The organism is Olivibacter sp. 47, assembly GCF_030372825.1.
GTDB classification, from domain to species: Bacteria; Bacteroidota; Bacteroidia; order Sphingobacteriales; family Sphingobacteriaceae; genus Olivibacter; species Olivibacter oleidegradans.
Map to the genome: position 1 here is coordinate 374,691 of NZ_JAUCNR010000001.1, position 19,321 is coordinate 394,011.

A 19,321-nucleotide genomic window follows, 5' to 3' on the forward strand; every position below is an offset into this window, starting at 1 on the left:
TTTGTTTCCATATGCTTTTATTTAAACAAGTCTTTTGGTAATTCAATAATGTGCTCTTGGTCTTCTATCTGAATAGGAATACCCGATAAGGCCAGGCCATTCAGGAGTTCAGACAAAGTAAGTTGACGATCTATTTTACCTGTATATGTCTTTGTTGTACTTGATTTCACTTTTAGATCCACATTATACCATCTAGAGAGCTCGCGTAAAACAGATGGTAGATCAGCTCGATTGAAGGCAAAATAGCCTTTCGTCCATGCTATAGCTAAGTCTGCCTCCTTCAAACGGTTGACTTTTATACTTCCTTTTGCTGTTAAACTAGCCTCCTCACCCGGTTGTAACCGGATTTTTTTTGAGGACGTCCCAACTGTTGTTATCGCTATACTTCCCGCCAGCAAGGTCGTTTTAAACGCTGTCTCATCCGGATATGCGCGTACGTTAAAATCTGTTCCGAGTACTTGAACACGTTGGCCTTCACAATTCACAAAAAACGGCTTATTCACATTACGAGCTACTTCAAAATAAGCTTCACCGCTAACCGTGACTTCCCTGATATCTCCATCAAAACGCGTTGGATAATGTAAAGAAGAGGCAGCATTTAGCCATACCTTCGTTCCATCGGCAAGCACCAACCGGTATTGCCCTCCCTTGGGTACGCGCATGGTATGAAAAACCATCTCTTTAGTCGATTTTTCAAGCCCACTGTAATTTAACCGGCCTTCCCCTTCCTTCACGAAACGGCTCTCACGATCTGCAAATATACCGTTTGCTATCTCCTCCAACTCAAGCGTTCGGCCATCCGGCAGTGTAATGGTGGCCCTTTCAAACCCAGGCTCGACATCCCGTTTAACCACCGTCTTTTTTGTTGATGAAGTGTCAATGGACTTCGATAGATAAGAATAAACAAATAGCCCGAGGCCTAGGCACACTAAAATAGCGGCAGCATATCCCCCGATGCGATACCATAGAACCCGGGGGCTTAAAACCGTTTGTTGTTTGATGCGCTTTAGTATCCGACTTGTTTGCTTGGCGTTGAAGAAGCGCTCCTTTTGTTCATAATCCAGATAAGTCTCTTCCAATAAAGCTTCCAGCGATTTTTGTAGCTCTTCCCTTTGGAGCAACTCGAACAATTCACGTTCTTCCTCCGGAGAAGCTTGTTTATTGAAATACTTTTCGAACAAGATGCGTAACCTGCTGTCCATTTACAATCAATTAGCCTATTGGTTTATTTATCTTAAAGACACAGTCAAAAGTAAAAAGGGGTAATGGGTCGATTTTTTTTTTAACGTAAAAAACGACTTAACAATATCACCAATAAAGGCAGGTCGATTCGTGCTTCGGCAAAATAGTTACGCAAAAATTTAAGCGCCAATTTCATGTGTTTTTTTACTGTCTCGGGTGAGAGTTGCAATACACGCGCGATTTCTTCTTGCTTCAGGTGTTCTATTTTACTCATTTTAAACACTTTCTGCTGTTGTGGCGGCAATTTTTGGATGGCCTCTTCCAGTATGGCCTTGTAGCGATCTACCGGATCGTCGCCGGCGTCAGCAGACTCATATTGAATCAATCCCCCCTGCCAAATCTCATTCCGAAGTTTTTCATTAGCAATTTTACGCAACGCATTCAACATTCTGTTTTTTGTAAGAATAAAGATATATCCTCTAAAAGAGGAAATCTCCCTTAACGATTCGCGCCTGAGCCATACTTCGATAAAAGCTTCTTGAACCACTTCTTCGGCTAAGATATCGGAAGAAGTGAGCTGATAAACAAAGGCCCCCAGCTTATCATAATAAGCATAAAATAGCTGCTCGAAGGCTTTTTCATCACCATTCGCTACCCTGACCAATAGGTCGGCTTCCGTATCAAGAGAAATCAATGCCACTCACCAGGTTTATATGTTGCTAATTTAGAAAATAAAAACGATTTAGCAAGAGTTTGTTATTACAACCCTTTATTTACCCGATTAAGCTTTTGACACTATTTAATGAATAACGCAAAAAAACCTTAAACTTTGCAACTTTTCAAACAGCTCGACCGGTAAGCTGTTATGTAATAAAGCATTTAATAGATGGAAAAAGACAGAAAAGCTGTTCCGAACGATCATCTAGCCAATGAACGTACCTTTTTAGCTTGGATACGTACATGTATTGCTACCATTGGTTTAGGCTTTGTTGTCGTTAAATTTTCGCTATTCATTCGACAATTGGCCTTAGTAGTGGGTACCGGTACCAAACTGCCCAATCATGGCTATTCGTCTATTATCGGAATTACTTTGGTTATTGGCGGTATGTTGCTTGCCTTGTTTGCCTACTATCGATTCAAGAGTACTCAACAGCAATTGCTTGCCGGCAGATTTCGACCATCGTCCGGCATATTTTGGGAATTACTACTGCTATCATACTTCTTGGTATTATCTTGGTGGCATATCTCTTGCAGCGTGTACGCTAATGCACAACAAAGGTTCACAATCTTTCGCACGTCATCATCGATACAACTGTATACAAACATTTTAACACCTGGGCTGTTAGAAATTAGTGAAACAGCTACGAGATTTATGTTAGAGAAGATTCAAGACCTTCCGGCTCATGTTTTCGGTGTTCGAGCATCAGGAGAGGTAAGCGGAGAGGATTTAAAAAAGGTATTGCATCCAGGTTTGCAAAAACTTGCCGCTAGCTTTGGAGAAATCTATTATTTGCTGGTACTGAACACATCGGTACAGAATTTTGATAGTAGCGCCTGGCTTCAAGATATGTTGGCAGGTATCAAACACTTCAATAAGTGGAAAAAAATGGCCATCGTAACCGATGAGGAGAACGTACGAACATTTACTGATATGGCCAGTTATATCATGCCGGGAATCGCCAAGGGTTTTTCCCACGCAGAAGTAGGCGCAGCGGTTACCTGGTTATCTACAAAAGACAGCGAAAAAAGGCCAATCGGCAAGACATCCCTGGACAAAATCGCTTTGGTTGCTTTAATTACCATTATCACCATAAAGCTGATAAAAAGAGCCGTGAAAAGCGCTAGACGATAAGTTCTATCATAAACCGCAACGAGTTGATCCTTTATTGCATTTCCTAATCGTCTCGTAAAGATTCAACCGGATTAGCTAAGGATGCTCGAACTGCTTGCCAACTCAGTGTCAATAGCGCAATTATCATCGCCACCAATCCCGCAACGACAAATATCCACCATGGGATGTCCATTCGATAAGCAAAATTAGCTAACCATCTATTCATCATCCACCAGGCTACCGGTGAGGCAATTAAAATAGCCACGCAGATTAATTTAACGAAATCATTGGATAAAAGTCGCACTATATGCATGGTTGAAGCACCAAGCACTTTACGCACACCTAGTTCCTTCACCCTTTGAGTGATGGTCAGCGCGATGAGGGCATACAAGCCAAGGCAAGAAATAAAGATTGCCAATAAGGTAAAATAGTTAAAAAATTGGGTTGTTATTTTGTCCTTTCGGTATTGCGCTGCATAGGCTTCATCTAAAAAGGTATAGTCGAAAACTCCTGTTTGGAAAAAAACTAGTCCAAGCATCCTTTACTTTCGACAAACTATGAGAATTAATCCGAAGCGAGATCGTAGTAGCGGGAAATGTATTATAAATCATTACCAAGGGTTCTACTAGATTATGCATTGATTTATAATAAAAATTTTTCACAACACCCACTACTTTTCCTTTATGCCCAAATCCTTCTAAAGGTTGACCAATAGCCTCTTTCCACCCCATCTCATGCAGAAAACTTTCATTTACCAGAAATGCCTGCTCCCGATCCAGGTGTAAGCTGTCAGATAGGTTTCTCCCGGCAACAAAATGTAGTTTTAATAAGGGCGCAAAATAAGGATCAATCAAAAAATAATTAGACATTAACTCCCTTCGTTGGCCGTTGTTTTTTGCAAAGGTTGTAGCCATCGTCAGGTCATCGGCTTGTAAACCACTCCCCATGGTTACTCCTTCCACTTCGGGTAGTTGTTTTAAAGATTCATAGAATCCCTTAACCTTTGTTTGTTCGATTGAATCGGTTGGAACACGTACACTTACTATCTGATTTAAATTAAAGCCTAAATCCGTATTCGTCACATATTCTACTTGTCGATAAACCACTATTGTACCAATAATCATTGCGGTAGCCATAGCAAACTGAACAATAACAATTCCTTTACGGAAGATTATTCCTTTTATACTTGTTTTAAAACTTTTTTTCAGCATCCCTATGGGCCCATATCGTGCTAACGTAAGGGATGGATAAATTGCTGCCAATAACGTAGTTAAAACAAATACACCTAGTAGAAAAAGACCATATTCTTGCCATTCAAAAGCGATAGCAGTCCCCAATAGGTGGTTAAAGTACGGAATTAACAACGACACCAACATAGTGGCAATCACCCAAGCTGTGGCGATCAACAAGAACGACTCGATCACAAATTGTCTGATCAATTGAATAGGTCGTGCTCCCGCCACCTTTCTGATCCCTACTTCCTTGTTCCTTTCCATAGCGGCGGCAGTTGATAAATTAACATAATTCAGTAGGGCAATAAGGAGTATAAGCAGCGCTAATAAGGAAAAGACATTGTTGAAATGCTTATTTCCCTTCACTGTATCCATCAGCTTTCGTTGACTAAAATGCACTGAAGCAAGCGGCTCCGTTTGGAAACGAATACGATAATCATTCGCACCGACACCGTTTAGTTCCGGTTGTACATATTGGGTAGCTATTCGTTGCAATTTAGATTCGAAGCGCTTCAGGTTCGTACCCTTCTTCAACAGAGCAAAAGTATAAACCGGAAAATCGAGATCAGTCCACGTCCTTATGTCTGAAAAGTTAGCCGAAAGCAATCCTTCGATATGAAGATCCGTATTTGTTGGCAGATCAGCAATCACGCCTGTAATACGATGAGGTTTTCCATTGCATAGCAGGGTATTTCCGAATGCTCGGTCTGGACTATTAAAGTATTTCCTTGCGATGCTTTCCGTTAAAATCAACGTATTTGGTGCCGTCAACGCATGATGTGCCGAACCGACAATAAACGAGAAGGTAAAGATTGAGAACACCGATTGATCTGCCGCATAAAAACCTTTTTCCCGAATCAGTTCATTCTTATAAGGCACCACAGCCGGGGATGACTCAAGACGTACGACGGCCTCTGTTTCCGGATATTCACGCCGTATAATATCTGCTAAGGGATATGGGCTAGTAGCAAATGCTAAATCAGATTCAGGCGTGGATAAGGTAGTTGTTATTCGCGCTATACGCCTAAAATGCACATTATGTTGATCATATGTCAACTCGTAATGCACAAATAAAAAGATAAGCAGGCAAGCACCGATTCCTACCGATAAGCCGACAATGTTAATTGAAGTATACAATTTATGTTTCCATAAATTACGCCAAGCAATGTTTATATGGTAACGCAACATAAGATTTTTATCCCCGTAGTCATGCACAATAAATCTGCCATGGTAAAAAAGTCGCTTGAGACATCCTGTTCCCGGTTTTCGCTATAGGTGTTGTTCGAATCCGTACAGCATTGTGCGGATTCGAACATGTATCAGATACGAAACCAACCCCCCATATAAGCGTGGGGTATCTTATTGTTTGTGTTTGTTCAGAGGCACATCCATTGCTATCCCATGATCGCCTTGAGAGGCCAGCCAATTATCCAGTTGTCTGGCATATTTCTCAAGTAGACTGCGGTATTCCGGGTTTTCCGCTAAATTATTCAACTCATACGGATCCCTTTTTAGGTCGTATAACTCCACTGCCGGACGATGAGCAATTCGCTCTATAAGTGGTACCGCCGACTTATCATTTTCCGCTTTTCGAACCCAGCTTGTCCATGCCAAATTGTCTTTGTCGGTATTCATCATATATTTAATGTAATAGGTTGAGTCCGGCAATAAATTGCGGATATATTTATAATGAAGATCGCGAATACTTCTAATAGGATAAGCAGGCCCTTCCGGTATGTTATTGTGAATACCATAAGCAAAATCACGATGTGTGCTTGCCTTGTTTAATAAAACCTGCTTAAAGCTAAATCCGTCCAGTGCTTTTATAGACTTACCGCCCGCTATATCTAGCAAGGTTGGCATAATATCTTCATATTGAACAATCGCATCCGTTTTAGTACCCGCATCCACCTCGCCCGGCCATTTAACAATCATAGAACTTTTTTGTCCGTTGTCATACAGAGTCCATTTTCCTCCCGGAAATTGCGGACCTTGTTCGCCAAGAAAAATAACCATGGTATTGTCTTCCTTACCCGTTTCCTTTAATACGTTAATGATATCACCTACCTGATTATCCAGCCGACGTATTTCTGCCAAATAATTGCAGAATTGCCGGCGTGTTAAATCTGTATCCACCCAATGAGGCGGTAGTTTTAATTTTGATGGGTCGAATTCCGTTGGATCTCCCACAGTCCATGGCGCATGAGGATTAATACTCATTACAAAAAGACAAAAGGGGTCTTCTTGTTTTATATAGCTCCTCACGCTATCTAAGGTATAATTATCTGTTTGAGACACACAATTCGGCTCAAAGCCACCTACCCGATCAAATGGAAATATGGAAACCGGCTTAGTAACGTGATCCTTACCGGCAAGACCGACCCGATAACCAACCGCATTCAGGTAATGGATGATGCTTTTTAGCTCCGGATAAACTTGTTTGTGATTTTGATAAGCACCGTGTCTGGCGGGATACAGGCCGGTAAACAGTGAAGCTCTAGTAGGCACACACATAGCTTCGGAAGCAACAAGGGTGTTGAACTTCATACCTTCGGAGGCTAGTTGGTCAATATATTTTGTCTTTATATTGACCCCACCATAGCAGCTCAATTGTTTGGAATCAAGGTCATCGGCCATTATTATTATAATATTCGGCTTTTCGTCTTTATTAGGAAGGGCCGCTTGCGCGCGTTGTAAACAAGCGACAAGCAAAGCTAAAAGCAAAAGAGCGTTTAAAATCCGTACTGAAATAAAGTTAGTGCGTAGTAAGATGATCATCATATGTCGTAAACATGGTTAATTGGCGGTCCTTATCCAAAGATAAGAAACATACAAAGGATAAGTTGATCAAAATTTAGCAGTTTTGTCTCAATTATTTACTGTGGTCTGTCAGTGTCCCCTTTTATTGAGTTCGGTCGTCATGCATATAATAAAAACATCATGTATGCACCGGAAAAAAAACATTTTACACGTAATCTCTAGTCCGCGCGGAGCAGAATCGCAAAGTATTCGTTTGGGGCGCGCTATCATTAAACGACTTCTAACAGCCTATCCGGAAAGTGAAGTCGTGGAAAACCATTTATTACAAGATCAGCCTTCGTTTTTGACAGTTTCCCATCTGTCGTCATTTTTTAACACAGCGAACAACAGATCCGAGGCAGAACGTCAGGCTATTATGTATTCCGACAAAATTCTTCAGGAAGTTAAAAGCGCCGATATTTTAGTCATAGGCGCACCGATGTATAACTTCACTATACATGCCGCATTAAAAGCTTGGATCGACCAGTTGGTTCGGCTGGGTGAATCCTTTCGATATCTGCCCGATGGTAAGCGTATTGGATTATTCCCGGATAAGCAGGCCTTTTTAGCCATTAGTACAGGAGGCCGCTATCCGGACAGCACTTCCGATCCCATTAAGAACTATATTGAAGATTATCTCTTTACGATTTTAGGTTTTATTGGAATCAATGACATAACTTCACTTCGAATAGAAGGTACTGCCGAAGCCGGATTTCAGGCGAATTACGATTTTATTACCCGCAATATCGTTGAAAAGACCGAACTTTAATACAAAAAGTTAGCGCGCTTGTCCTCTTTTGGAAATTTCATTCGTCGTAACAAGAAATATCGAAAATCATGAAAGAATTCACCTTACTTTTCAGGTTGAGTAGTCAATCAGACAAAAAACCGTCGCTCGAGCAATTACAGGAGCGAATGGCTTGGCTAGCCGGGCTAGCCGCTCAAAATAAACTGGTCAATAAAGGAAATACCTTATCCGTCACTGAAGCAAAAACGGTACACGCCGATCACGTTGTAACCGATGGTCCCTATACCGAAATAAAGGAATTTGTCAGCGGGTATCTCATCGTGCGAGCGGAAACAATCGAGGAGGCTGTTGAATTGGCCAAGACAAACCCGATCTTTAAGGTCGGAGGTAGCATCGAAATACGAGAAGTCGTGCAACTATACGAGCAAAAATCGTGAGCAATTTTTCAAAAGAAAACGAATTATCGCATCTTTTTAGATCTGAATATACGAAAATGACGGCAGTATTATGTCGTCATTTTGGGCTCGTCAACTTAGAAATAGCTGAAGATATCGTTAGTGATGCATTTTTAAAAGCCGCTGAATATTGGGGAGTAAACGGAATACCCGATAATCCGGCGGCTTGGTTGTATACCGTAGCAAAAAACAAAGCGAAAGATTTTATTAAACGAGATACACTCTTTCAGTCTAAGCGTAACACGATTAAGGAACTAAGTGAGTCGTTTATAGCAAGTGATTCTCTTATAGAGCGACAATATATTGCCGACAGCGTTTTAGCCATGATGTTTGCGGTATGCGACTCACACAATTCTCCCGAATCCCAAATATGCCTTGCTTTGCAGATACTTTCAGGTTTTAGTGTTGAGGAGCTTGCCCAGGCCTTCCTCACTAAAACGGAAACCATAAAAAAAAGACTGTATCGTGCTCGGAATAACCTACGAAAAATAAAATTTCGTATTAACGAACTGAATGAGCAGGAAATCAAAGCGCGTTCTGAAACGGTTCTGAAAGTGTTATATTTACTTTATAATGAAGGGTATTATTCCAAAAGCAACAGTCAGATCATAAGAAAAGACTTATGCGCAGAAGCCATTCGCTTGGCCCTCTTATTATTGGAAAATCAAATAACAAATACCGCTCAAGCTAATGCCTTGATGGCTTTGATGTGCTATCAAAGTTCACGACTGGATGCCAGAATGAATGAGCATGGTGAGCCGCTCCGCTTTGATGAGCAAGACCGGGAACGTTGGGACAGCAGCTTGATTGAAAGAGGGCATTACTATATGCTTGAAGCATGCCATGGTAATGAGATGTCAAGTTATCATCTGGAGGCAAGTATTGCTTACTGGCACACCACCCTGCATAAAGAAAAGTGGAATAACATTCTTGATCTTTATGACCAGCTCCTCCAACTGGCCCCGACTCCACCAAGAACTTTAAACAGGTTTTTTGCTTATGGAAAAGTATACGGTCACGAAAAAGCCATCGAAGAATTAGAAAAAACCGGGTTAACACAACATGAGGGATGGCACGAGCTATTGGGTTATCTTTACGCATCAATTAATAAAGACCGGGCAATCGAGCATTACCAAAAAGCCATAAATAAAAAGCAATCTCCGGCTGCCAAAGAACAACTAATGAAAGAAATAATTCGACTAAGAGCAAAGCTTCCCATCTTGCGAGCACCGAAGTAACCATCATAGAAATCTACCGGAAAAGAATCGGAAACGGCCAGCCACTCAGGACAGCCTCCTGACAGACCGGCCGTTAAAACCTACGCTTCTCCTTAAATTTGCTGTGAAAAGACGGTAGCCGCTTCTTTATCCCGATATTCGTCGATTAACTTTTTGAGTTTATCTTTCAATTCTTCAATTGTCGTCTGATAAGCCTCGTCTTCGTAAACATTATGAAGTTCCTGTGGGTCTTTTTGCAAGTCATACAATTCCCAAGCATTCTGCCCTTTATAAAAACGCACCAGTTTGTAACGCTCCGTGGTAACGCCAAAATGAGGAGACACGTGATGAGGCTCCGGAAATTCATAATAATGATAATAGCTCGCCTCTCGAGTTCTCACATCCCTTCCATTGGCCTGCAAAACGGGAAGAAAGGACTGGCCCTGAATATCCTTTGGAACCGTTACACCCGCAATTTCAAGCAAAGTAGGCGCCCAATCGATATTCAATACATGCTGGTCAATCTTAGTGCCCGGATTTACTACGCCGGGGTACCGAATTAGAAACGGCGTTTTTAGTGACTCTTGATAGATAAAACGTTTATCAAACCAGCCATGTTCTCCCAGATAAAACCCTTGATCCGAACCATAGATTACAATCGTGTTTTCTGCTAAGCCCTTTTCATCTAAATATGCCAACAACTTGCCGATGTTACGATCCAGTGCATTCGCAGTGGAGAGGTAATCTCTTATATAACGTTGGTATTTCCACTCGGTGAGGGCCTTCCCACTTAGCTTCTTTGAGTCAAATTCCTCCGATATTTTATTATAGTAGGTACTGAAACGCTCCTTTTGTGCATCAGTAAAACGATTATAGACACCATTTTTACTAACTCCATAATCTAAATTCACCTTTAGATCTTGTTTTAAGCGCATCGTTTTTTCGATGGTCATATCCTGATCCGCTGCTGCTTTTCTTCCTGCATAAGCATCATAAAAAGTTTCCGGCAGGGGAAAATTAACATCATCGTAAGCTCCTAAGTCTTCTAGATCGGGTAGCCATTCGCGATGGGTAGCCTTCTCTCCTACCACTAAGAAAAACGGTTTATCTGTATCACGACTATCCAACCAGTTCGTCGCTAGATCTGTAATAATATTAGTCACATATCCCTCAATTCGGGTAGTATCATTCGCTTGGTTAATAAAATCAGGGTTGTAATAATGCCCTTGCCCAGGTAAGATATTCCAATAATCAAAGGCATCGCCGGGCAATGTCCCTAAGTGCCATTTACCGATCCAAGCGGTCTGATAGTCTGCTTGTTTTAACAAACGACTAAAGAGTTGTTGCTCTACATTGAATTTCCCTTCATTGCCCAAGTAACCATTTTCATGACTGTATTTTCCCGTCAGTAAATTTGCTCTGCTGGGTCCGCAGATCGAATTCGTTACTAAGAAATTATTAAAGATAGCCCCTTCCTTTGCAATGCGATCAATATTCGGTGTGCGTGCATATTTACTACCATAGGCACCGATTGCTTGGTAAGCGTGATCATCGGAAAAAATGAATATAATATTGGGTTTTTGCGGTTTACCTTCTGACTTTTTTGTGTTTTGATTACAGCTAGCCAGCGCAATTCCGAATGCAAGCAAGCAAATACTAATTTTTTTTACCATAATTTTATTTATCGTTCACCGCTAAATCTACAATATTTTTTTCAAATGCGGTGTCAGCATCTCCTTTGTTTATAGGTATATAGATCTTGATTTGAAGAACAAACTACTTAGGATGTGGCCCACTGCCTTCGATGCACTTTATTAATAAGCACTTCGCGGTTCGTCACATTCTTACGCGCTTCACTAATTGGCCATGTGAGATTATGATAACAATTATCGAACAAATAAGCAATATACCTATCATTTTTTCTCAAAAAACAGGGTTTTTCCTGTGCCATTTACAGTATTCCACCTGTAGATTATTTCTCCGTTTTTCCCAATCTTTGCATCACAAAAAAACAAATACTATCTATGGACAAGCATTATGGAGAAATTATCGAAATGACGATTCGAAGAAACGGTTACAGTATCAGTGAATTGAGTCGGATGATGAAAGTAAACAGACGATCGATTTATAATTGGTTTGCTCAGGCAAGATTCAAACCTGAGATCATCTTTAAAATCGGAGTCGCAATTCGTCATGATTTTTCTAAAGAATTTCCCGAACTATTCACCTCTGAAGACTTTCAACGCGAAATTGAAAAAAGTAAGCAGAACTTTTCAGCCACCATTCAACAGGTCGAAGAGATCTCTTATTGGAAAGACAAATACATCAGCCTTTTGGAAGAGTATAATGTTGCCTTAGCAAGACAAACACAACAATTTGGTAGAACTACCGTCCTAGCCTAAAACGAGTAAAAACGAGAAAGAGGGTGTTCACAAGAAAGGTGACGTTCAACCTGTCACCCTTTAGACACCCTCCTTTCTTTTTTCTCAAAACTTCCAAATTTCATCTACACATAAATCAAAAACTTTTTCTTTCATTAGCTATTGTATAGAAGGAAGCGATTCAATATTCTTTCTGACGCATTCGTCCCCATTCCATTGCATAAATTCATAATTTTGCTCTTCACATGAAAGCAAATTAGCTGATAAAAATCGGAAAATATTTCTTTTATTTGCAAAAACATCTATTAGTATGAATAGCAAGAGTTGCCTTCCCCCGCCAACCTGTTAGTTTTTCAACATGAACTTGCGTACTCGGGTTATAAGAATCCGCTGTTGTAATACGCATATCATTTATAAAAAAACGTTAACCGTCATCAATAAATAGGCAATTCAAATGAAAAAATCATATCTGCTATTACATATTGCTGTAATTCTGGCTGGCTTCACCGGTATCTTTGGAAAACTTATTACCCTCAATGAAGGGCTCCTCGTATGGTATCGAATGCTCTTTGCGTCCCTTATTCTTTTCGTCATTCTTCGTTTTACGCGCAAAGACCGAATACTTCATTTTCGGGAAAAAATAGCGATCGGAAAGGTCGGACTTTTACTGATGACCCATTGGGTGCTGTTTTATGCAAGCATCAAGTATGCTAACGTATCCATTGGCGTCGTATGCTACTGCCTCACCAGCTTCTTCACAGCTATTTTCGAACCGCTAATCAATAAAAAAAAGTTTGTACCTACGGAACTTGTCCTGAGTGCTTTGACGTTGCTGGGTATCAGCTTAATCTTTCATTTTGACACCTCTTATCAACTCGGTATTCTGATTGGAACGATCTCTTCCTCCTTTGCAGCACTTTATACTATTTTTAATGAACGACTGGTCAAAAATTATGACAGTAAAGTCATTAACTATTATCAGATGATTAGCGGAACTTGCGTCTTAGCGTTGTTAATGCCACTGTATCTCCGTTATTTTCCAACAGACAATCTATTTCCCGGTCTAACCGATCTCCTATACCTGCTTTTCTTAGCACTATTCTGTACCGTCCTTTTATATATGCTATTTGCAGAGAGTTTAAAACAGATCTCCGCATTCACCGTCAACTTGAGTTTTAATCTGGAACCGATATACGCCATAATACTGGCATTCTGGCTATTTAATGAAGGTAAGGAAGTGAACCTATCGTTTTATGTAGGTTGCACTTTCGTGATGACGTCGGTTGTACTACAATCATTAATCGCTCGGAGAAAACGGTTGAAGACGGCAAGAATCAAATCGTAGGAATTATTCCGTATTGACCCTAAACCTCATTTCCGTTGATAGTCCATCATGGCGAAATTAAAAAGTCTAACCGCTCTATTATCTCAACCGACTAGACAGACCTACCAACGCCTTCGCGGGCTAATTTTGAACGATTTGAATAATTGTCGCAGCAGGGCCTACTCCCGCTACTTGCTCATGTTCAACCGATGAATATCTTCTTCCGCAGTCTTCGAAACAATTTCTAGGTAGTGATCCAAGCGCTCTTTACCCACTTGATAAATCGGGCTTAAGTAAGTCGTGTACACCGGCGTAATTCCACAAAACTCCAAGGTCCCTTCCTTCAGCTGTAAAAAAGCGGAACCTTTATACTGTTCAATATAATCCTCTTCCGATGTATCAGCAGTACAGATAATTCGAGCCGTCCTGCCACTGAATAATTTATTATAAGAACCATCGTCTCTGCTTTCAAAAGCAATTGTTGGAAGGAAGAGTCGGTCAATAAAACCTTTCATCACAGCCGGATAACTCCACCACCATAAAGGATGAACCCAAACCAGATGATCACTCCATAAAATATTGTCTAAGGCCATCAATAGATCCGGTTCTAATTCCATACGTTTTCTATAACCATACTTGAGATTGGGATCGAAATCGAGCTCTCCCAGCATGAGACTGCGCGCATTTGCACCGAAAGAAACCGCTGTATCTATATAGCGGTCGGCAATCAATTGGTTAAAACTTTCTTTGTCAGGATGACCGTTAATCACTAAAATATTCTTTTTTTCCATTATATTTAAATTGTATATCAAAAAACAGGTCAAATGACCAAAACAAAAATAGGTCAAATGACCTATAAAGCAAAATTGATTTATCTTCTTTATGTCAAAAAGAGAAAACGTAACGGCCGACATTCTTAAACAGACGATAGCGATTTTAAAAGCAGAAGGAAGTAGTGGTGTAACGATGCGACAGGTTGCGAATAAAACGGGTATAACACTTAGTAATTTGCAATACTATTTCCCGGATCGGACCAAGCTATTTCAAGCGATGTGCGAATTTTTCTTTCGGCAATGTGAGAAAACAATACTCAGTGAACTGTCTACCATTAATGTAAACGATCGTGCATCCACTAACGGCTTCATTAAAAAATTACTTGAGATGTTGATTGTAGACGGAATTAACGATTATGATCATAGCATTTTTCGAGAGCTCTGGGCCCTTATGTTGAGAGACAAAGAACTCGCCGAAACCGTTCATCGCTTCTACAGGAATTATGCGAACTGGTTGGTTCAATTGATTTCGCAATTTACTCCCTGTCCTGAAAAAGTAGTATCATTATTGATTCCTTACGCGGATGGTTATGAGATCATGGGCGCAGATTTACCGCTCGAACGGAACGCAATTGTGGAGATGCTGTCTGAAATTATATCACAGATGACGAGGAAGAAATGACCTCCCTTTATGAGGCCTTCGAAATAGACGAGCTTTTAAACGTTTACGCGTTTATAGCTAATAAGTCCAGGTATCGTCTTTTTTTCCTCCAAGACGCCGGTCCGCGCAAAGTTTGCCCATACGGTACGCAGACGTCTTCCGGCAAGGCGTAGCTCTTCAGGCGAGCTTCCCTTGCAAAACAACGCATTCTTCCATAGCTGCTCATTACCGAATAAAAGCGGGATATCAATCACATGCGCTCCTCTAAAGTTATTTTTCTTCTCGCCCCAATCAATCTGATATTCATACACTTGCCTATGGCCGCTTGCCATTAATTCTGCAAAAGCTCTTCCTGAAGTTCGGTACACGCTATCTGTTGTCTTACGGATCAGCCATTCTAACATCGCTTTACCGAACACAGGCACGTAAGATAAGTGTTGTACCAGCTTAATATAGGGAGCAAAAAGCGCTGTTTCGCGGTTTGTCCACCCGATCAGTATATCCCATTGATTTGCCCTTTTTCGCCAAACCTCTTCTGTCCTTTCTTCGTGAGGAAGTGGCTCAAATCCATATTGGACACCAAAAGGCATTCCCCCCTTCAATCCTACCCGTTTCATGGAAAATAGCATCGTATTCTGTATATCCAAAAGCTTGTTTACCGGTGAATTTTTGGGGAAAGCAGCCACTTTCTTTATCAAGGTTTCAGTAAGTGATGCTTTTCCCTTCCTGATCCCTAAAGGTGCGCTTTGAATGATGACTCTATGAAATAGATTTTCTACGCCCTCCGCTAACATCAGGTGCGCAATGGCATCGCCACCCGCTGACTGACCAAAAAGGGTAATATTTTCCGGATTTCCGCCAAACGCGTCAATATGCCTTTTTATCCACCGTAACGCAGCTATAATGTCAAGCAGTCCCAGATTCGCCGGTATATCATTATATCCCCCTAAAAAACCAAATAAACCTAATCGATAAGTCACATTAACAACCACCACCTGCTGTTCACTGACAAGCAAGGCTGGGTCGTAAGCTGTCATATCCCCTGCACCGGTAAGATATGAACCTCCATGAATCCAGACCATTACCGGCAAGCCCGCTGATACAGGGGTACTAGCGGGAATTGTAATCGACAAGTGCTGACAATTCTCATTCAGGGGCAATTCATCCATCATATCCATGCCAAACACCTCCTTTAATACAGGAGAAAAGGATTGTGGACAAGCCGGCGACCAGTTGGTCGCCATATAAGGTTCTATACTGCCCAAACCGATTATCTCCCGGGGCTTTTCATAGCGCTCTGCTATCGCATAGGGAATACCTGTCGCCCTTATAACAGCTCCATCCTGCCATCCCTGTATCGTGCCCGCTAACGTTCTAAAACTCGTATTGGTCATTTATGATTTAAGGCAACTTATGTATACCTTATAGCTGCGAATATAGGAAATAGTCGTTATATATGACCTTAGCTTATCTTTTAGAAGCGTTCCAACAAACCTATGTGTTTCTTCACCGTCTCACGCCTCCATTTACCGATTATTTTCTGCTGTTCACCTATTTTTTCTCGGCCAAGCGCAATCCACTTCCTAGATTTGAATCAACAAGATAAATATCAAGATGTTGTTCAAAGCAAAACATGCAAGCACCCAACGCTGTCCGCCATAGGACAGATGATGTACGTTTTCGTACAGAAACGAGAACAGCTTAAACACATAAGTAACTACAAGACAACATTTTAAATAAAGCGGAACAATTATGTCATGCACTTGGCATAGAACACTAAAAAATTAACTCGATAAAATTTACAATTATGAAAACGTTCATCACCTCCATCATCGCAGCCATTGTATTAACAGGTACTGTTGCATTTTCTGCAACACCTAAACCGGCCAAACGCTCCAATATAGCAGCTATTAATCAAACCTTAGATCGTTATTCAGATGCTGTAACCAATGGACAGCTTACTAACATAGAGCAACTATTTAGTGAACAGTTTCATCAGCGCATTGTGCAAAGAAAAAAGGGTAATAGCTTTAACAAAAAACAGCTAGTCAGTTTCTTAAAAAATCAACGAAATGTACAGCAGAATTGCGAAACGGATTATAGTATCTTAGAAGAAAACGATGGCGTAACGATTGCTAAAATCGAAATGAAATACAAAGAGTTTTCACGCATCGATTATGTGACCATCTCGCAAACCGATCAGGGCTATCAGATCAACCAGGTTATAAGTACCTTCGAATAAAACTGTCCACTATAAAAAATATGGAAGGCTCCGTCTTTTAGCGGGGCCCTTCTTAAGCGCCATCTAAACATAGAGATACCGGTTTTAATTTGCCGAGTTAACTTTGCAGATAACTTTCAATCCTATGTGCAAATTCTCTTAATAAACTCGGGTCGACACGCTTTGCTTGAAAACGACAGGCCTCCTTTTGTGGAAACTCAAAAGTAACTTGCTCGTTCATAATGTCTACCATACATAATTGCATGCCCTGTATCGATGTTATATTGACGTTGTAAAAGTCACCCCTTACTTTCATCCAAAAATTTTGCATAATTTGTTCAATTAAAATCCTACCCTTTACCTTTCGGTATACACTCTCTTTATAACGATTCCACTATTAAAAATGTAACAAGCTGTTCACAATTTTCATAAGCTTTTAATGTCAGCGCAAATTCATTGCCGGTGATTCAGTTGACGCTCTATTCTATAAAAGAGTTATAGGGTATTTACACTCTTCTTATTGCCGTCGTAACTAACAAGGAAGAAAACAATGTATGTCAACCAATGTGCTTAATTTTAGGACAGATCATCATGGGCACTAAATACCATGCCCCAATACGTTGACTTTATTCAACGTATTGGGGCATCTAAAGACGCCCTGCTGCCAAAGTGGGCCCATGCATATGATTTACGCACAAATTGGCAAAATATAACCGTATTGTCAGCAGAAGACAATAAAAGCTGAATGAATGCGTTATAAGCTACAGTTATGCATTTTAGGTTACCATTCGGGATCCAAACAACCATAGCACCTAACTGAATATTTAAGTATCAAATGAATAAGCATCACGGGGAGATCATCGAGCGAACCATCCGAAGAAACGGCTATAGTATTACGGACCTAAGTCGAACGATCAATGTCAATAGACGATCTATGTACAACTGGTTCAGTCAACCCAAACTGAGACGGGATATCATATTGAAAATCGGCAAAGCACTCAATTATGACTTTTCCTTTGAGTTTCCGGAATTGTTTTCCACCGAAGATTTTCATACAACCACACCATTGGTCCCGACAGTTCAGAAAGACAATAATATTACGGATTTAGAGAGTGTCACCTACTGGAAGGAAAAATACATACAAGTATTGGAAGAATATAACCGTGTGTTAAAAGAAATCAATTCATCCAAAACAATTCGTCATAAGTCGCGCAGCAAAACAATAAAAACACGTTCTTTCTTATAATGCAAACTCGCTTAGATTAACCCTCGCTAGCCAAAGCCCATTTGGTTAAATCATGAGAAAGCATGCTATTTAAAACCAAAAACTCGGGAATTGTGAACGCATTAGCGGCGGTTTGCTGCGCTATGGAAAAACAAAAAAATAGGATCCGACTAAGCTTAGCTTAAAATTATATGCGATATTTACCTGTTGATAAATAAAAACATATGCCTATTCATGTTGCAATAACCCGAAAAATTTTACCGGGAAAAGAAGAAGAATTTAAAGAAGCACTGCGTCAGTTTTTAGGTGATTCTTTTGCGCACGGCGGCGTACATGGCGCGGCCATGATTACCGCGCTGCCAGGTACGGAAAACCGAGAAATCGGCATTCTCCGTACCTTTAAAGATGAGGCTGAACGAGATGCTTTCTATCGTTCGGATGCGTTTAAAAAATGGGAAGCTTATGCGTCAAGCGTCACCGAAGACACACTATACCGCGAGCTTAGCGGCCTTGAAGCCTGGTTCCGTTCTCCTGTGCCACCACCAAGGTGGAAAATGGCAATTGCCACTTTTTGCGGTGTTCTGCCAACAAGTACATTTTTGTCATTCGCACTTGGCCCTTTCATAAAAAATGTGCCTATCATTGCCCGCCTCTTTATCATGGCGATTCTGATGGTGTTACTTTTGACATGGGTAGTTATGCCCACCTTGACGAAGTGGATGAAACCTTGGCTCAGACCTTGAGTATTGTATCAGTTTATAATTGTTTATTTTCTATATGAATAGAGTCGCTATCCTTTGCTCCATCTCATTTAATCCTTAATCATCCTCATAAATTCCGATAAATACTTTTCGTACACACCTCGTGGGCTGCTTTGGTACTTTTTGGCAATAGAAGCCGCCATTCCCACCACCTCGCCCATCATTCCGCAGGTACGCATCACTCGGGTGCTTCCAAAGGCCACGTGTGTGGTACTAATGTTCCTTCCAGCCATAAAAAGATTATTGATATTCCGCGAGTAAAGACTTCGATAAGGTATCGTGTAAGGCGCTACGCGGATATGTTTGGTACCAGCAAAAAATTCCTCGTCCGGAAAATACAAACTGTTCTTTTTGTCCGGAAAATGAAGATCTATCGTCCAGGTAGCTGTCACCGTTGCATCCGGATACATTTTACCCTCTTGAATATCCATCTGCGTAAGGATATGATCGCCCATCAAGCGTCTGGATTCGCGCTTTCCGCCAATATAAGCAACCCAAGCCAATTCACGCT

At 40.9% G+C, this 19,321-nt stretch carries 20 protein-coding genes; 10 read left to right on the forward strand and 10 right to left on the reverse strand.

Going from position 1 to position 19,321, the window contains the following annotated elements:
• Nucleotides 1–17 precede the first annotated feature (17 nt).
• Together QT327_RS01495 and QT327_RS01500 are read right to left on the reverse strand one after the other, a co-directional pair.
• A complete protein-coding gene (locus tag QT327_RS01495; protein ID WP_289551756.1) occupies nucleotides 18–1,202 on the reverse strand; it encodes a FecR family protein in 1,185 nt (394 codons plus the stop codon).
• A gap of 80 nt (nucleotides 1,203–1,282) precedes the next feature.
• Nucleotides 1,283–1,882 (reverse strand): RNA polymerase sigma-70 factor, encoded by a 600-nt coding sequence (locus tag QT327_RS01500; RefSeq protein ID WP_289551758.1) that lies wholly within the window; start codon nucleotides 1,880–1,882, stop codon nucleotides 1,283–1,285.
• 186 nt (nucleotides 1,883–2,068) lie between these two features.
• Here QT327_RS01500 and QT327_RS01505 point away from each other — a divergent pair, with 186 nt between their 5' ends.
• The gene (locus QT327_RS01505; protein ID WP_289551759.1) at nucleotides 2,069–3,034 is read left to right on the forward strand and encodes a DUF202 domain-containing protein; all 966 of its coding nucleotides are present in this window, start codon (nucleotides 2,069–2,071) and stop codon (nucleotides 3,032–3,034) included.
• Between the two features lie 43 nt (nucleotides 3,035–3,077).
• Here the strand turns inward: QT327_RS01505 and QT327_RS01510 are convergent, their stop codons facing one another.
• The 3 genes from QT327_RS01510 to QT327_RS01520 all read right to left on the reverse strand — a co-directional run bounded on the left by QT327_RS01510 (nucleotide 3,078) and on the right by QT327_RS01520 (nucleotide 7,026).
• The gene (locus QT327_RS01510; protein ID WP_289551760.1) at nucleotides 3,078–3,551 is read right to left on the reverse strand and encodes an ABC transporter permease; all 474 of its coding nucleotides are present in this window, start codon (nucleotides 3,549–3,551) and stop codon (nucleotides 3,078–3,080) included.
• Nucleotides 3,496–5,433 carry an ABC transporter permease gene (locus QT327_RS01515; protein WP_289551762.1) on the reverse strand — a complete coding sequence of 646 codons (1,938 nt, stop codon included), beginning with the start codon at nucleotides 5,431–5,433 and terminating at the stop codon, nucleotides 3,496–3,498. The genes QT327_RS01510 and QT327_RS01515 overlap by 56 nt, the downstream gene beginning before the upstream one ends.
• A gap of 171 nt (nucleotides 5,434–5,604) precedes the next feature.
• Nucleotides 5,605–7,026: a sulfatase family protein gene (locus tag QT327_RS01520; protein WP_130855329.1), complete on the reverse strand. Its 1,422-nt coding sequence runs from the start codon at nucleotides 7,024–7,026 to the stop codon at nucleotides 5,605–5,607.
• A 163-nt stretch (nucleotides 7,027–7,189) separates the two neighbouring features.
• Between QT327_RS01520 and QT327_RS01525 the strand changes: the two genes are divergently transcribed.
• From QT327_RS01525 to QT327_RS01535, 3 genes are all read left to right on the forward strand, one after another.
• Nucleotides 7,190–7,813, forward strand: coding sequence for an FMN-dependent NADH-azoreductase (locus QT327_RS01525; protein ID WP_013667551.1), 624 nt, complete (start codon nucleotides 7,190–7,192; stop codon nucleotides 7,811–7,813).
• 68 nt (nucleotides 7,814–7,881) lie between these two features.
• A complete protein-coding gene (locus QT327_RS01530) occupies nucleotides 7,882–8,229 on the forward strand; it encodes a YciI family protein (protein WP_013667552.1) in 348 nt (115 codons plus the stop codon).
• Nucleotides 8,226–9,485, forward strand: coding sequence for an RNA polymerase sigma factor (locus tag QT327_RS01535; protein WP_130855328.1), 1,260 nt, complete (start codon nucleotides 8,226–8,228; stop codon nucleotides 9,483–9,485). The genes QT327_RS01530 and QT327_RS01535 overlap by 4 nt, the downstream gene beginning before the upstream one ends.
• Before the next feature lie 92 nt (nucleotides 9,486–9,577).
• On the opposite strand, the gene QT327_RS01540 is transcribed toward QT327_RS01535, so the two are convergent.
• Nucleotides 9,578–11,137 carry a sulfatase family protein gene (locus QT327_RS01540; protein WP_130855327.1) on the reverse strand — a complete coding sequence of 520 codons (1,560 nt, stop codon included), beginning with the start codon at nucleotides 11,135–11,137 and terminating at the stop codon, nucleotides 9,578–9,580.
• A 351-nt stretch (nucleotides 11,138–11,488) separates the two neighbouring features.
• On the opposite strand from QT327_RS01540, the gene QT327_RS01545 reads away from it, so the two are divergent.
• Both QT327_RS01545 and QT327_RS01550 read left to right on the forward strand, forming a co-directional pair.
• Nucleotides 11,489–11,866: a hypothetical protein gene (locus QT327_RS01545; protein WP_013667555.1), complete on the forward strand. Its 378-nt coding sequence runs from the start codon at nucleotides 11,489–11,491 to the stop codon at nucleotides 11,864–11,866.
• Nucleotides 11,867–12,299: 433 nt separating this feature from the next.
• On the forward strand, nucleotides 12,300–13,190 hold the full coding sequence (locus tag QT327_RS01550) for a DMT family transporter (RefSeq protein ID WP_130855326.1): 891 nt from the start codon (nucleotides 12,300–12,302) through the stop codon (nucleotides 13,188–13,190).
• Between the two features lie 167 nt (nucleotides 13,191–13,357).
• Here QT327_RS01550 and QT327_RS01555 read toward each other — a convergent pair whose 3' ends face one another.
• Entirely contained in the window at nucleotides 13,358–13,960 is a 603-nt protein-coding gene (locus tag QT327_RS01555; protein ID WP_289551765.1) for an NAD(P)H-dependent oxidoreductase, read from the reverse strand.
• Nucleotides 13,961–14,051: 91 nt separating this feature from the next.
• Between QT327_RS01555 and QT327_RS01560 the strand changes: the two genes are divergently transcribed.
• Complete coding sequence (locus QT327_RS01560) at nucleotides 14,052–14,624, forward strand: TetR/AcrR family transcriptional regulator (protein ID WP_130855324.1); 573 nt, start codon at nucleotides 14,052–14,054, stop codon at nucleotides 14,622–14,624.
• A gap of 35 nt (nucleotides 14,625–14,659) precedes the next feature.
• Here the strand turns inward: QT327_RS01560 and QT327_RS01565 are convergent, their stop codons facing one another.
• The gene (locus tag QT327_RS01565; RefSeq protein WP_130855323.1) at nucleotides 14,660–15,997 is read right to left on the reverse strand and encodes a carboxylesterase family protein; all 1,338 of its coding nucleotides are present in this window, start codon (nucleotides 15,995–15,997) and stop codon (nucleotides 14,660–14,662) included.
• A gap of 413 nt (nucleotides 15,998–16,410) precedes the next feature.
• Here QT327_RS01565 and QT327_RS01570 point away from each other — a divergent pair, with 413 nt between their 5' ends.
• The gene (locus QT327_RS01570; RefSeq protein ID WP_130855322.1) at nucleotides 16,411–16,845 is read left to right on the forward strand and encodes a nuclear transport factor 2 family protein; all 435 of its coding nucleotides are present in this window, start codon (nucleotides 16,411–16,413) and stop codon (nucleotides 16,843–16,845) included.
• Between the two features lie 97 nt (nucleotides 16,846–16,942).
• Here QT327_RS01570 and QT327_RS01575 read toward each other — a convergent pair whose 3' ends face one another.
• Entirely contained in the window at nucleotides 16,943–17,155 is a 213-nt protein-coding gene (locus QT327_RS01575) for a hypothetical protein (protein ID WP_130855321.1), read from the reverse strand.
• A 504-nt stretch (nucleotides 17,156–17,659) separates the two neighbouring features.
• Between QT327_RS01575 and QT327_RS01580 the strand changes: the two genes are divergently transcribed.
• Nucleotides 17,660–18,070 (forward strand): hypothetical protein, encoded by a 411-nt coding sequence (locus tag QT327_RS01580; protein WP_289551768.1) that lies wholly within the window; start codon nucleotides 17,660–17,662, stop codon nucleotides 18,068–18,070.
• A 203-nt stretch (nucleotides 18,071–18,273) separates the two neighbouring features.
• Nucleotides 18,274–18,792, forward strand: a complete 519-nt coding sequence (locus QT327_RS01585) for an antibiotic biosynthesis monooxygenase (RefSeq protein ID WP_130855319.1) — start codon at nucleotides 18,274–18,276, stop codon at nucleotides 18,790–18,792.
• A 68-nt stretch (nucleotides 18,793–18,860) separates the two neighbouring features.
• Here QT327_RS01585 and QT327_RS01590 read toward each other — a convergent pair whose 3' ends face one another.
• Nucleotides 18,861–19,313 carry an FAD-dependent oxidoreductase gene (locus QT327_RS01590; protein WP_289551769.1) on the reverse strand — a complete coding sequence of 151 codons (453 nt, stop codon included), beginning with the start codon at nucleotides 19,311–19,313 and terminating at the stop codon, nucleotides 18,861–18,863.
• Between the last annotated feature and the right edge of the window lie 8 nt (nucleotides 19,314–19,321).